Origin of the sequence: Megamonas hypermegale (genome assembly GCF_900187035.1) — a bacterium.
GTDB classification, from domain to species: Bacteria; Bacillota; Negativicutes; order Selenomonadales; family Selenomonadaceae; genus Megamonas; species Megamonas hypermegale.
The window spans coordinates 1554077-1567251 of the sequence record NZ_LT906446.1; the positions used below are offsets into that span (position 1 = coordinate 1554077).

Consider the following 13175-nt stretch of genomic DNA (forward strand, 5'->3'; position numbering starts at 1 on the left):
ATGAATAAAACTAAATCCTATAAAATAATTGATGAATTAGTAGTCAACCCCTCTTTTAACGAAGGCGATATTCAATCAATCTTAGAGGATTTACGAAATGAAAATTATACAGGGCCGCTTAGCGAATATTTATTTGCGGCGGCTCGTTTCGTTCGTGAACCTCATTACGGTCATAAAGTATTTTTGCGTGGCTTGATTGAATTTACCAATTACTGCAAAAACGATTGTTATTATTGTGGTATTCGTCGCTCTAACAGTAAAGCCACTCGCTATCGCCTATCATTAGAGGATATTTTACTTTGTTGTAAAATTGGCTACAATAACGGACTTCGCACCTTCGTCTTACAAGGTGGCGAAGATATGTATTTCACCACTTCAAGAGTAGTAGATATCGTTTCTGCTATCAAAAAAAATTATCCTGATTGTGCTATTACACTTTCCATCGGTGAAAAAGATTTAGCTGATTATAAAGCGTATTTTAAAGCCGGAGCCGATAGATTTTTACTGCGCCATGAAACGGCTGACTATAGTCACTACGCAAAACTTCACCCTGCTGAAATGAACTTCGCACATCGCATGCAGTGCTTACAAGAATTAAAAGATATCGGCTTTCAAGTCGGCGCTGGCATGATGATTGGTTCACCGTATCAAACAATGAACAATTTAATCACTGATTTAAAATTTCTAAGCAATTTTAAACCGCATATGATAGGAATGGGGCCTTTTATACCTCATAATCAAACGCCATTTAAAGACCGATTAGCTGGAAGTGTACCACTCACACTCGTGATATTATCTTTGGTGCGCCTCTTACTGCCTAAAGTATTATTACCAGCTACAACAGCACTTGCTACACTGAGTGAAAACGGCACAATAAAAGGATTAGAAGCTGGTGCTAATGTCATAATGCCGAATATTTCTCCTATTGACATTAGAAATCTATATACTCTATATAACAACAAGAAAATAACGGGCGGTGAGTCGCTTGAAGGCATTAACAAATTAAAAGACATGCTAAATGCTCACGGTTATCAAGCAGTCGCAACTCGTGGAGATAGTTTAATATAGATATCAATATTTAAATACAATTATCAATAATATTTTTCAGAAAGAAGTATGATAGCTTTGTACAATCCAAAATCTTCAAAAGCAGAAGAATTCATCAACCATGAAGAAATTCTCGCTACACTTGCTTATGCAGATGAAAACAAACACAATGCAACTTTAATCAAAGAAATTTTAGCTAAAGCTAAATTAGAAAAAGGCTTATCCCATCGTGAAGCTTCTGTACTTTTAGCTTGCGATATTCCTGAACTAAATGAAGAAATCTTCCATCTCGCTAAAAAAATCAAAGACGACTTTTACGGCGATAGAATTGTTTTATTCGCTCCGCTTTATCTTTCTAACTACTGCGTCAATGGCTGTGTTTATTGCCCATACCATGCAAAAAATAAACACATTCCACGCAAAAAATTAACTCAAGAAGATATTAAACGCGAAGTAATCGCACTTCAAGATATGGGACATAAACGCTTAGCTCTAGAAACTGGCGAAGACCCTGTAAACAATCCAATTGAATACGTGCTTGAAAGCATCAAAACAATCTACAGCATAAAACACAAAAACGGAGCAATCCGCCGTGTAAATGTCAACATCGCTGCAACAACTGTTGAAAATTATCGCAAATTAAAAGAAGCAGGCATTGGCACTTATATTCTTTTCCAAGAAACTTACCATAAAGAAAGCTATGAACAACTTCACCCAACAGGACCAAAACACGATTATGCATACCATACAGAAGCTATGGATAGAGCAATGGAAGGCGGTATCGATGATGTTGGCTGTGGCGTATTATTCGGTCTTGAAAAATATCGCTATGAATTTGCAGGATTACTAATGCACGCTGAACATCTTGAAGCTCGCTTCGGCGTTGGTCCTCATACCATCAGCGTTCCACGCATTCGCCGTGCTGATGATATCGACCCATCTACTTTTGATAATGGCATTGATGATGATACTTTTGCTAAAATTGTCGCTTGTATTCGCGTTGCTGTACCATATACAGGAATGATTGTATCAACACGCGAAAGCCAAAAATGCCGTGAACGTGTACTTCAACTCGGTATCTCTCAAATCAGCGGTGGTTCTCGCACTAGCGTTGGCGGTTATGCTGAAAAAGAATTACCAGAAGAAAATTCCAGTCAATTCGATGTAAGCGATAATAGAACGCTTGATGAAGTAGTAAATTGGCTCATGAAGCAAGACTTTGTTCCAAGCTTCTGCACAGCTTGCTATCGTGCCGGTCGTGTCGGCGATAGATTTATGAGCTTGTGCAAGAGCGGTCAAATCTCTAATTGCTGTTTGCCAAATGCTTTAATGACTTTAAAAGAATACCTTTGCGATTATGCTAGTGAAGATACTAAAAATACTGGCAATGCTTTAATCGCAAAACAAATTCCATTGATAAAAAGTGATAAAGTACGCGCTATCGTAGAAAAACAACTTCATTTAATCGAAGACGGACAACGCGATTTCAGATTTTAAGCGAGGTATTTTCTCATGGATTTAAATCAAACACCATCAGCTAACCGCATTCACATTGCATTTTTCGGCATGCGCAATGCTGGCAAATCAAGTCTTATGAATGCCGTTACCGGTCAAAATCTAGCCGTTGTATCTGATGTAAAAGGAACGACAACTGACCCTGTTTTAAAATCAATGGAACTTTTACCACTCGGCCCTGTAACCATCATTGATACGGCTGGGCTTGATGATACAGGAGCTCTCGGCAAATTGCGCACAGAAAAAACCATGCAAATACTGCGCAAAACAGATATTGCCGTGCTCGTAGTTGATAGCACTTGCGGTATTTCATTTTTTGATGAAGAAATTTTAAATTTAATCATAAAGCAAAAAATACCGTATGTAATCGCCTATAACAAAATAGATTTACAAAAATCTTTAAAACAGCAATTACAAACAGATGAACACACTATTTTTGTCAGTGCATCAACTGGTGAAGGCATTCATGAACTAAAAGAAAAATTAGCTCATTTCACAAAGACAAAACAAGAAAAATTCATTTTAAAAGATATTGTAGCGCCAAAAGATGTCGTCGTTCTCGTAATTCCAATCGATAAAGCGGCACCAAAAGGACGACTCATCTTACCGCAACAGCAAGTAATCCGTGAATTACTCGATATCGGTGCAACTGCCGTCATGACGCAAGACGATAATTTACTAAACACACTCAATAATTTAAAAGAAAAACCTCGCCTTGTGATAACCGATAGTCAAGCATTTGCCAAAGTCAATAAGATTGTACCTAAAGACATAGAACTGACTTCTTTTTCTATTTTGTTTTCCCGCTATAAAGGAAATCTACAAAGACAAGTTCAAGCTGTTAAAGTCCTCGATACAATCAAAGACCACGACAAAATCTTAATAGCTGAAGGTTGCACACATCACCGCCAATGCGATGATATCGGCACAGTAAAATTGCCAAACTGGATACGCAATTATACTAAAGCAAATCCAGATTTCACCTTTACTTCTGGCACTGAATTTCCTCAAGATGTATCTTCATACAAATTGATAATTCACTGCGGTGGCTGTATGCTCAATGAACGTGAAATGCAAGCGAGATTAAAAATTGCTCAAAGCCAAAACATTCCTATGAGCAATTACGGAACAATTATCGCTTATGTAAACGGCATCTTACAGCGCACTATTCAACCACTTCATTTCTTTGATAAATAATAAAAGCTCTAGGATAATCCTAGAGCCTTTCTTTTATCTTTAAAATTTTAGTTTTGATTGCAATTATAATTTAATTCTATGTGCTACTGTTTTTATGACTTTAGCACTTTTTTTCTTAATACTGCGAAGTGGTCTAAGCGGTGCAATTCTAATTTTAATACGTGGTTTTACATCTTTAACCGTGCCAAAATCACCACGTTTTAAATAAGTCATTCTGATTTTTTCTGGCTTAACGATTTTTTTCAAAGCCTTCACGGCTTTTTCTGGTTTTCCATCTTCTGCACAAATAAAAATATCGCTTGATACATATTTTAATTCTGGATAAGTACGAATTACTGCATGACCTTCTTGTAATAAAATGAATACCACTACTTCATTTTCATTCAAAATCTGAGCACGAACTTCAATAGGCGTGAAACCAGCCATATTCATGCCAACTTCTAAAGAATCTTTTAAGTCCATATAGTCATTCAAATTTTTATTTTTGCAATCGTACATATCTACTGTTAATTGTCTTGCTAAAATCTTCACGGCATTCGCTCCCCGTCATAAATTCTAACAATATTATATCATAGCGCCTAAAAATTATATACCATGTTATAATAATATAAATATATATTTTATGTAAGGAGTTGATATTACCATGTTTAAAAAATCTCTCTTCTTATTTTGCTTACTTTTTTTTATGCTGTTTAGCACTTGTTTTGCACAAGCACAGCAAACTCAACCTTTAAAAGTGGCAATAATGCCTGTAGTAACCGATGTATCCGGTCAGAAAGATGTGAAAGCTCAACTTTACTCAGCGCTTAAACAACAAATGTACATTCCTTTAAATGGTACACTTCAAGCCGTTAAATACATCGATGCAGAAACAGTATACATTGCAATGCAAAAATCTAACTTTACGAACGAGCAAAATCTTGATACACTAAAACGTACAGCTGATTTATTAAACGCTGATATCATTGTTGGCTACAGTGTTCCAAATATGTTTCAACGCTATTTCCATATGGCTTCACATTTAGAAGGAAGCCCTGTGATAAATAGCTATATCTCCTTAAAACTTTGGGCATATTATAGACCACTAAATAAAACAGTAGAAATGTCTACTACAAGAAGTTACCTAGATACATTATCAACTTTCGGTACACTTTCTTCACTTGCTGATGATGCTTCTTACTATTTAAATAAAAAAGCTGATTTAAAAAGTTTATTAAAACAATCCATACAAATACAGAAAGGTGATGTTCAATGAATATCGTTTACTCACAAGAAAAAAATTTCACAGCTGAAGCTTTACTCGATTTCTTCACAAAATCCGGCAATCCTGATGCTAAATACGGCGAAGCTCTCGTAAAAGCTATGAATAATTCAACTGTTATTCATGCTTGGGATAAAGATGCTGATGAAATCGCTGCATTAATCTCTGTAATCGATGATGGCGCAACAACAGCTTATATCCGTTATTTAATCGTTGCTCCAAATTATCGTGGCAAAGGTATCAATGATGAATTAATCGCTCAAGTAAAAGCAAAATACGCTGATTATCCTTTTGTATACGCTTTTGCTCCAGATGATTTTCATGCTTCTTTCTTCACAAAACTCGGCTTCAATGTGATAGATAATATGAAAGTTTTAGCTCGTTAATCAACCGATAAATAAATAACGCATATTTTTATAAACAAAGCTTAGTAATATATAAATTTACTGGGCTTTTTTTATAAATATACCTTGATTGCTATTATATATATTATTAATGTATAATAATTATTAATTATATAAATAAATTATAAAAGAGGTCTTGTCATGGATTTATCTACTTTTCTTTATTTCTTAATAGCATCTATGTTATTGACCATCGCGCCAGGGCCAGACATAATGTATCTTTTAGCTAAAAGTCTAGCAGATGGGGCAAGAAGTGGTATCAGCTTAGCTTTAGGTTTAACCACAGGACTTATATTTCACACAACTCTTGTAATCATAGGTGTTGCCGCTATTATACAACAATCGCCACTAGCTTTTGCCATATTAAAATACGCTGGTGCAGCTTATTTATTATATCTAGCATGGGGAGCATTTCACGCACAAGGCAATTTAAAATTAAACGCTGTAAATAAAAGCGGTTCGTATTTCAAATTATATCGCCGTGGCGTTATCATGAACGTTTTAAATCCTAAAGTATTATTATTTTTCTTGGCATTTTTGCCACAATTCGTCAATTTAAATTCTAATAGCGTTAGTCTTCAAATTGCCTTTTTAGGATTTATCTTCGGTCTGCAAACACTTGTAATATTCTCCCTCGTTGCCATCTGTGCAGGCAAAGTACGCGATTATATCTTAAATATCAAAAACTTCAATAAAATAATGGGCTATGTACAAGGTATTGTATTACTCCTCATAAGCTTAGCCTTAATCATAAGTTAATAAAAAAAGCTCTTGAACTATCTTGAACTGCACCCCAAAAGTTGGACAAAAAAAACAACTTTTGGAGGTGCAGTTTTTTTATGACTAAATACTCAAATGAATTTAAAGTTAAAGCAATTAAAATGGTTTTAAAAGGAGATTCTATTTATCATGTAGCTAAAATTCTAAACATGCCAAATACAGCTCCTCTTCGCAGATGGATATTTCATTATGAAAATGGTGGCATTTCACAACTTCTTCATAAAAATCGTAAATATACTCCTATCTTTAAACAAAAAGTTATTGAATATAAATGGCTACATCATTTATCATTAAATCAAACAGCAGCCAAATTTTCCATTCCTAATACTGGTACAATTTCTACATGGGAAAAATTGTATAGCTCTTATGGATTTTCTGGCTTAGTTTCTAAGAAACGAGGTAGACCATCTATGAAAAAATCTAAATCTAAAAATAAGGTTAACAAACCTAAAAAAGAACTTTCTTATGTTGAACAATTGGAACAAGAAAATTATCAATTAAGGATGGAAAATGACTTATTAAAAAAGTGGCATGCCTTAATGAAGCAATGGGAAAAGGAAGGAAGACACTAGTTTTAGTAATTGCTAAATTAAGGAAAAAATATACTCTAAAAACCCTATTAAACTATACAAAATTAGCTAAAAGCACATATTATGATGCATTAAAAAAATTATCAAAAGAAGACAAATATAAAGGATTAAAAACATTAATTCATAATATTTGTAATAAAAATCATGGAAGATATGGATATAGAAGAGTAACTTTGCAGCTGCATAAACAAGGAATAAAAGTCAATCATAAAGTAGTTATGAGATTGATGAAAGAAGAAAATTTAACATGCAAGATAAGAGCAAAGAAATATAAATCGTATAGAGGGCAAGAAGGGAAAATAGCTAAAAATATATTAAATAGAAATTTCAAAGCATCAAAACCAAACGAAAAATGGGCAACAGATGTAACAGAATTTGCATTATGTAATGAAAAAATATATTTATCACCAATAATAGATTTATATAACGGAGAAATAATAAGTTATAAAATATCGAAAAGACCAATACTAAAGCAAGTATTAGATATGGTAGAAGATGCAACAAGAAAGATAAAAGAAACAAAAGGAATAATTCTACATTCAGACCAAGGATGGCAGTATCAGAATAGAAGATATCAGGAGTTATTAAAAGAAAAAGGCATTATTCAAAGCATGAGCCGAAAAGGAAATTGCTTAGATAATGCCGTAATAGAAAATTTCTTTGGTTTGCTAAAAAGCGAATTGTTCTATTTAAAAAAATTTAAATCCGTTGAAGATTTTATAAAAGAGTTAAAATCTTATATAAAATATTATAATACAAAACGGATAAAGATAAAACTAAAAGGACTTAGTCCCGTAGAATACAGAACTAAGTCTCAATTAGTAGCTTAATTAATATGTCCAATATTTTGGGTGCATATCATCTTCAGTAATTCAAGAGCTTTTTGTATTCTCTAGGAGTCATTTTCATATATTTTTTAAACAATTTACTATAATAACTACTACTATTAAAACCCACTTTTAAAGCAATTTGCATAATTGAATAATCATCACTTTGCAATAAATATAAACTCTGTTGAATGCGATAATATAAAATATATTCAAATACACTTTCCTTCATAAACTTTTTAAAACTATGACTACAATCACTTATAGATATATGTATATTATTAGCAATAAGCTTTAATGTTATTTTTTCCGCATAATGTATATGAATAAACTCTATTATCTGTTTCACTTTTACTAATTGTTTATAATAATTTTTATCCATACCTATTTCAATTTCGCTTTCAAAAATTTCCCACAATATTTGCCATAACTTTAATAAATGCTCTTTTATCTCCATTTCATAAAATAAACTTTTCTTTTGATAACATTTATCGATATATTTTATTTGCTTTATTATCTTTTTTTCCAATTTATTTTCTGGTAAAAAAATAAAAGATGCCAAATTTTTACTATAAATAATAGGCAGTATATATTTTTTATAAATCAACTCTTCTTCATTTGCCAAAAAATGTGCATTAAATGTCATTGCAAAATATTTACATTCTTCTTTATTTATATGTTCTCCTCTATGAAAGGTATTCGCATTAACAAATAAACATTGCCCTTTTTTTAGTTCATAAATTTTATCATTAACATGATATTTCATTCTACCTTGATATACATATGTAAACTCTATTTCTTTATGCCAATGACAAGCAAATTTTCCATTATAATATTGCCAAATGTCTTCATAACCTATTCTAAAAGGAAATTGTATATTACCATGTTGCTTTAATTCTTGTTTATTTTTATCTATTAATAAATCTCTCACTAAAATCCGCTCACTTCATAAAAAATGCAAGATATTTATATATTTTAATTATATAATAACACAAATGAAACATTCCAATTACTATAATAAAGAAAATTAATAGGAGGATATGTTTCTATGAATGAATTATTAAAATGTTTACACGATCAACAATTTAATTGTACTGATGAAAAATTAGTTTCAATCATCGCTAAAGCTCGCAAACTCACTAAACAATACAATCAAACTAATTTTGAAGATACAATTCAAAAAGAAAATATTTTATCTGAACTATTTGCAAAAATAGGCAATAACGTAAAAATTGATGTGCCCTTTTATTGTGATTATGGTCAACATATTTCTATCGGTAATAATGTAATTATCAATATTAACTGTACTTTTGTAGATTGTAATAAAATAACCATTGGCAATAATGTTTTAATCGCTTCTAATGTTCAAATTTATACAGCTACTCATCCAGTAGATATCAATGAACGTTTACTAAAAAATTGGTCTTATGATAATCCCCATGCTTTTTTTAACACCTATGCTTTGCCAGTAACCATTGAAGACAACGTCTGGATTGGTGGTGGAGTTATAATTTTACCAGGTGTAACTATTGGCAAAAATTCAGTAATCGGTGCAGGAAGTATCGTTAACAAATCCATACCACCTAATTCATTAGCTGTGGGAAATCCCTGCAAAGTCATTCGTGAGATTAATAAAAAAGATTAAAAGACTTCAAACATAAAATAACTTTAGATAAAAAAATACCAGTAGAAATAATATCTACTGGTATTTTTTATATCTTATTATTGATTTTCAATTGGTTTCATTGTTGGGAATAAAAGTACATCACGAATTGATGGGCTGTCTGTTAAGAACATAACAAGACGGTCGATACCAATTCCGAGACCACCCGTTGGTGGAAGACCATATTCAAGAGCTGTGATATAATCATGGTCCATCATGTGAGCTTCATCATCACCGTTTTCACGAGCTTTTTGCTGGTCGATAAAGCGCTGTTCTTGGTCGATTGGGTCATTGAGTTCGGAGAAACCATTTGCAAGTTCACGACCATAAACGAATGCTTCAAAACGGTCAGTGAATGCTGGATTTTCTTTATTGCGTTTAGCAAGTGGAGAAACTTCTGTTGGATACTGAGTTACAAAAGTTGGCTGAATTAAAGTGGATTCAACTTTTTCATCGAATACTTCATACATGATTTCGCCAATAGTGTTTTTGCCTTCTGTTGGTACGCCAACTTCATCAGCCATTGCACGAGCGTCTTCAACAGTCTGTGCTTTGCTGAAGTCTTTACCAGTAACTTCTAATACTGCATCATTCATAGTTACACGGCGGAAAGAAGATAAATCAATTTCAGTACCTTCATAAGTGATAGTAGTTGAACCGCAAGCATCAAGTGCTGCTTGACGAACGATACCTTCTGTTACATCCATTAATTCATTGTAATCAGCATAAGCCTGATAAATTTCAATGGAAGTGAATTCTGGATTATGTCTGATATCGATACCTTCATTACGGAATACACGACCGAGTTCATAAACGCGTTCCAAACCACCAACTACAAGACGTTTTAAGTATAATTCTGTAGCGATACGGAGATACATATCAATATCAAGTGCATTATGATGAGTGATGAATGGACGAGCATTTGCACCACCAGCAATTGGGCTTAATACTGGTGTTTCAACTTCTAAGAAGTTGCGGTCATCTAAGTATTTACGAATGGATTTAATGATTTTTGTACGTGCGATAAAAGTCTGACGAACATCTGGATTTACGATTAAATCTAAGTAACGTTGACGATAACGAGTTTCTACGTCTTTTAATCCATGGAATTTTTCTGGAAGTGGACGAAGAGATTTTGCTAAGATGGAGAAATCTGTTACTTTAACAGTGATTTCACCGCGATGTGTTTTAAATAAAGTACCTTCAACACCTACGATATCACCTATATCTAATAATTTAAATTCGCCATATTTTTCTTCACCGAGATTATCTAAACGGAAATATGCTTGAATTTTGCCACTGAGGTCTTCAACTACTGTAAAGCTTGCTTTACCATGGCCACGTACAGCCATTAAACGACCTGCCATGCGTACAACAGTTTCTTCGCCTAATGTTTCAAACTGGTCTAAAAGTTCTTGTGCATGATGAGTTACATCATATTTACGACCAAATGGTTCAATTCCTTTATCTATAAAAGCCTGCATTTTATTACGACGTACCTGCATGAGTTCATTAACGTCTTGTTGCTTTTCTTCTACATGTTGTTTTGCCAACTTGGTTCCTCCTGTTCTTTTATCTGTTTATCTTCTATTATTTTACGATTTCCATAATTTTATATTCCAAAACACCTGCTGGTACTTTTACCTGAACAACTGTTCCGACTGTTTTACCTAAGATTGCAGCTCCTACAGGAGATTCATTAGAAATTTTACCTTCTGTTGTATCTGCTTCAGTAGAACCTACGATTGTGTAAGTTTCATCTTCATCGTATTCCATATCTTTAATTACTACAGTATTACCGAGATGAACTACATTTTTATTAGCACCAGAAACATCAGCTTTGATGATTTCACTGTTTCTGATTTGTTTTTCTAATGTGAGGATTTCACCTTCAATAAAAGCTTGTTCGTTTTTAGCATCATCATATTCGGAGTTTTCGCTAAGGTCTCCGAGTGCGATTGCTGCTTTTAAACGGTCAGCAACTTCCAAACGACGGACACTTTTTAAATATTCCAGTTTTTCTTCGAGCTTTTTCAAGCCTTCTTCGGTTAAAACTACGCGTTTATCTGCCATTTTTCTGCTTCCTTTCCACTCTAAAAATTCAAGTTTATACTCTGTTTTATCAAATTAAACCTTTTAATAATAATAGAAGAGTGCCAAGCAAATGCCTGACACTACCACTTTACAATCAGCAAATATTATATAGTTTTTAAGACTTTTTGTCAATTTTTGACAGTGTAAATCAAGTTTTTTATACTATACATAGAAATACAAATTCACCTAGATTTTACACGAAAAGAGGTCTTTTTTATGAAAACACGCCTATTTATTTTACTTTCCTGTTTCATTTTTGCTATTTTCTCACTCGGAATGACCTTTGCACCCACATCACAACAATTTTCCTACAATGGTTTAAAATTAGGTGATGATTATAATAAGATGATTGAACGCTTCGGCACACCTCGTTATGACCAATCAGATTATGCTTGGGGCAATAAATTAACTTATTATATCTATAAAAATGAAAATAAAATCGGCATCAATACTGATACTGGAAAAGTAGTCGATATTGTTATCATAGATGATACGTATAATAACGGCGATACTTTAAAAGATGGTACTACTTCATATAAAATAGAAGATATTTTCGGCAAGACGCAACGTCAATTCATAAACGGTCAAGTTTGCTATGCTTATAAAAATGGCGATGAACGCATTTTATTACAGGTAGAACCAACTGACCGCTATTTGGAAAGCTTTCGCATAACATCACTACCGATTGAACTTCCTGAAGATACAACAGCTTATCTGCCAGATGATACTACAGATGAAAGTGAAAATCCATTATTCGGTGATAAAGAAATCGATACTTCCGCTGTAACTGGTGACAAAGTAAAAAGTGGCGGTTTTAAAATAAATTACCGTTATTCTGTAACAAAATAATCTTTAGCCTTTTGTACATCTTTCTTTAATTGATTTAACAGAGCATCAACTGAAGTAAATTTTATTTCACGGCGAATTGCTTCTAAAAAATCCACGCGAATGATTTTACCATAGATATCTTTATTGAAATCAAAGATATTGACTTCCACGCGACGGCTTATATCTCTAAATGTTGGATTAGTACCAATGCTCGCTATTGCATTGTATTTCTTGCCATCAACATAAGCTGCTACGATGTATACACCGTTTGGCAACATTATGCGATTTTCTTTTATTGCCAAATTAGCAGTTGGATAACCAAGCATGCGACCGCGTTTTTTACCGTGAATTACTTCTTCATCAATGCTAAATGGTTTGCCTAACATTTTATTAGCCTTCGCTAAATCGCCATCTAAAATGGCTTTGCGAATAGCTGTACTGCTAACCATGCTATTTTGACAGTATACGAAATGATGCATATACGCTTTAAATCCATATTTTTCGCCTTCTTTTTGTAAAAGCTGTGGCGTACCTGCTCCTTTAGCTCCAAAAGTATAATTTGGTCCCGTTACCACAAATTTTGGAGCTAAATGATTTTCTAACATTTGCATGAATTCTTCTGGTTGCATATTGCTCATCTGCACTGTAAATTCAACATTGAATAAATAATCTACGCCTAATGCTTCTATATCTCTAATTTTAGCTAGAGTATCATTGATTATTGGCATTTTATTGTTGGGAAAAATCACTGAACGCGGGTGATTGCTAAATGTAAAAACAGCACTTTCACCGTGATTTTTCTTAGCTAAATTCACAGCTTCACAGATGACATTTTGATGACCGAGATGCACACCATCAAATGTGCCTAAAGCTACAGCTAAATTTTTATCTTTAAAATCCGATTTTTTTATATCTGAAAGCGAAGAAAAAATTTTCATTTATCTTAACCTCTTTATAATAAAATTTCAT

General features: G+C 33.2%; 15 protein-coding genes. 10 read left to right on the forward strand and 5 right to left on the reverse strand.

All coding sequences use genetic code 11. The features are described 5' to 3' along the window. Genes hydE through hydF form a run of 3 tightly spaced genes read left to right on the forward strand, consistent with a single transcriptional unit; the run spans nucleotide 1 to nucleotide 3759 of the window. Nucleotides 1-1068 carry a [FeFe] hydrogenase H-cluster radical SAM maturase HydE gene (gene hydE / locus CKV65_RS07505; protein ID WP_027890626.1) on the forward strand — a complete coding sequence of 356 codons (1068 nt, stop codon included), beginning with the start codon at nucleotides 1-3 and terminating at the stop codon, nucleotides 1066-1068. 57 nt (nucleotides 1069-1125) lie between these two features. Next, nucleotides 1126-2544 (forward strand): [FeFe] hydrogenase H-cluster radical SAM maturase HydG, encoded by a 1419-nt coding sequence (hydG, locus tag CKV65_RS07510; protein WP_027890627.1) that lies wholly within the window; start codon nucleotides 1126-1128, stop codon nucleotides 2542-2544. A gap of 15 nt (nucleotides 2545-2559) precedes the next feature. Further along, complete coding sequence (gene hydF, locus CKV65_RS07515) at nucleotides 2560-3759, forward strand: [FeFe] hydrogenase H-cluster maturation GTPase HydF (RefSeq protein ID WP_027890628.1); 1200 nt, start codon at nucleotides 2560-2562, stop codon at nucleotides 3757-3759. Nucleotides 3760-3822: 63 nt separating this feature from the next. Here hydF and speD read toward each other — a convergent pair whose 3' ends face one another. Further along, the gene (gene speD / locus CKV65_RS07520; protein ID WP_027890629.1) at nucleotides 3823-4290 is read right to left on the reverse strand and encodes an adenosylmethionine decarboxylase; all 468 of its coding nucleotides are present in this window, start codon (nucleotides 4288-4290) and stop codon (nucleotides 3823-3825) included. Nucleotides 4291-4402: 112 nt separating this feature from the next. Here speD and CKV65_RS07525 point away from each other — a divergent pair, with 112 nt between their 5' ends. The 5 genes from CKV65_RS07525 (at nucleotide 4403) to CKV65_RS07545 (ending at nucleotide 7624) form a co-directional block, all read left to right on the forward strand. Beyond that, a complete protein-coding gene (locus CKV65_RS07525) occupies nucleotides 4403-5014 on the forward strand; it encodes a hypothetical protein (protein WP_027890630.1) in 612 nt (203 codons plus the stop codon). Continuing rightward, a complete protein-coding gene (locus CKV65_RS07530) occupies nucleotides 5011-5406 on the forward strand; it encodes a GNAT family N-acetyltransferase (protein ID WP_027890631.1) in 396 nt (131 codons plus the stop codon). Before CKV65_RS07525 ends, CKV65_RS07530 begins: the two co-directional genes overlap by 4 nt. Before the next feature lie 159 nt (nucleotides 5407-5565). Continuing rightward, the gene (locus CKV65_RS07535; RefSeq protein WP_027890632.1) at nucleotides 5566-6183 is read left to right on the forward strand and encodes a LysE family translocator; all 618 of its coding nucleotides are present in this window, start codon (nucleotides 5566-5568) and stop codon (nucleotides 6181-6183) included. 80 nt (nucleotides 6184-6263) lie between these two features. Continuing rightward, a complete protein-coding gene (locus CKV65_RS07540) occupies nucleotides 6264-6776 on the forward strand; it encodes a helix-turn-helix domain-containing protein (protein WP_095197699.1) in 513 nt (170 codons plus the stop codon). After that, nucleotides 6752-7624, forward strand: a complete 873-nt coding sequence (locus tag CKV65_RS07545; RefSeq protein ID WP_095197700.1) for an IS3 family transposase — start codon at nucleotides 6752-6754, stop codon at nucleotides 7622-7624. Before CKV65_RS07540 ends, CKV65_RS07545 begins: the two co-directional genes overlap by 25 nt. Nucleotides 7625-7658: 34 nt before the next feature. Here CKV65_RS07545 and CKV65_RS07550 read toward each other — a convergent pair whose 3' ends face one another. Then, a complete protein-coding gene (locus CKV65_RS07550) occupies nucleotides 7659-8552 on the reverse strand; it encodes an AraC family transcriptional regulator (RefSeq protein WP_027890255.1) in 894 nt (297 codons plus the stop codon). Nucleotides 8553-8669: 117 nt separating this feature from the next. On the opposite strand from CKV65_RS07550, the gene CKV65_RS07555 reads away from it, so the two are divergent. Beyond that, nucleotides 8670-9266, forward strand: coding sequence for a sugar O-acetyltransferase (locus CKV65_RS07555; RefSeq protein WP_027890254.1), 597 nt, complete (start codon nucleotides 8670-8672; stop codon nucleotides 9264-9266). 77 nt (nucleotides 9267-9343) lie between these two features. Here the strand turns inward: CKV65_RS07555 and lysS are convergent, their stop codons facing one another. Both lysS and greA read right to left on the reverse strand, forming a co-directional pair. Beyond that, nucleotides 9344-10837: a lysine--tRNA ligase gene (lysS, locus tag CKV65_RS07560; RefSeq protein ID WP_027890253.1), complete on the reverse strand. Its 1494-nt coding sequence runs from the start codon at nucleotides 10835-10837 to the stop codon at nucleotides 9344-9346. A 37-nt stretch (nucleotides 10838-10874) separates the two neighbouring features. Continuing rightward, nucleotides 10875-11357: a transcription elongation factor GreA gene (gene greA, locus CKV65_RS07565; protein ID WP_027890252.1), complete on the reverse strand. Its 483-nt coding sequence runs from the start codon at nucleotides 11355-11357 to the stop codon at nucleotides 10875-10877. Between the two features lie 237 nt (nucleotides 11358-11594). On the opposite strand from greA, the gene CKV65_RS07570 reads away from it, so the two are divergent. Further along, a complete protein-coding gene (locus CKV65_RS07570; RefSeq protein ID WP_036254736.1) occupies nucleotides 11595-12227 on the forward strand; it encodes a hypothetical protein in 633 nt (210 codons plus the stop codon). Here the strand turns inward: CKV65_RS07570 and CKV65_RS07575 are convergent. Next, nucleotides 12209-13144 (reverse strand): bifunctional riboflavin kinase/FAD synthetase, encoded by a 936-nt coding sequence (locus tag CKV65_RS07575; RefSeq protein ID WP_027890250.1) that lies wholly within the window; start codon nucleotides 13142-13144, stop codon nucleotides 12209-12211. The two genes, CKV65_RS07570 and CKV65_RS07575, sit on opposite strands and share 19 nt — an antisense overlap. Between the last annotated feature and the right edge of the window lie 31 nt (nucleotides 13145-13175).

Bases quoted from the DNA above. Each gene is read 5' to 3' on its own strand.
- hydE (WP_027890626.1), top strand. From the start codon at position 1: ATGAATAAAACTAAATCCTATAAAATAATTGATGAATTAGTAGTCAAC.
- hydF (WP_027890628.1), top strand. From the start codon at position 2,560: ATGGATTTAAATCAAACACCATCAGCTAACCGCATTCACATTGCATTT.
- CKV65_RS07525 (WP_027890630.1), top strand. From the start codon at position 4,403: ATGTTTAAAAAATCTCTCTTCTTATTTTGCTTACTTTTTTTTATGCTG.
- CKV65_RS07530 (WP_027890631.1), top strand. From the start codon at position 5,011: ATGAATATCGTTTACTCACAAGAAAAAAATTTCACAGCTGAAGCTTTA.
- CKV65_RS07535 (WP_027890632.1), top strand. From the start codon at position 5,566: ATGGATTTATCTACTTTTCTTTATTTCTTAATAGCATCTATGTTATTG.
- CKV65_RS07540 (WP_095197699.1), top strand. From the start codon at position 6,264: ATGACTAAATACTCAAATGAATTTAAAGTTAAAGCAATTAAAATGGTT.
- CKV65_RS07545 (WP_095197700.1), top strand. From the start codon at position 6,752: ATGGGAAAAGGAAGGAAGACACTAGTTTTAGTAATTGCTAAATTAAGG.
- CKV65_RS07555 (WP_027890254.1), top strand. From the start codon at position 8,670: ATGAATGAATTATTAAAATGTTTACACGATCAACAATTTAATTGTACT.
- greA (WP_027890252.1), bottom strand. From the start codon at position 11,357: ATGGCAGATAAACGCGTAGTTTTAACCGAAGAAGGCTTGAAAAAGCTC.
- CKV65_RS07570 (WP_036254736.1), top strand. From the start codon at position 11,595: ATGAAAACACGCCTATTTATTTTACTTTCCTGTTTCATTTTTGCTATT.
- CKV65_RS07575 (WP_027890250.1), bottom strand. From the start codon at position 13,144: ATGAAAATTTTTTCTTCGCTTTCAGATATAAAAAAATCGGATTTTAAA.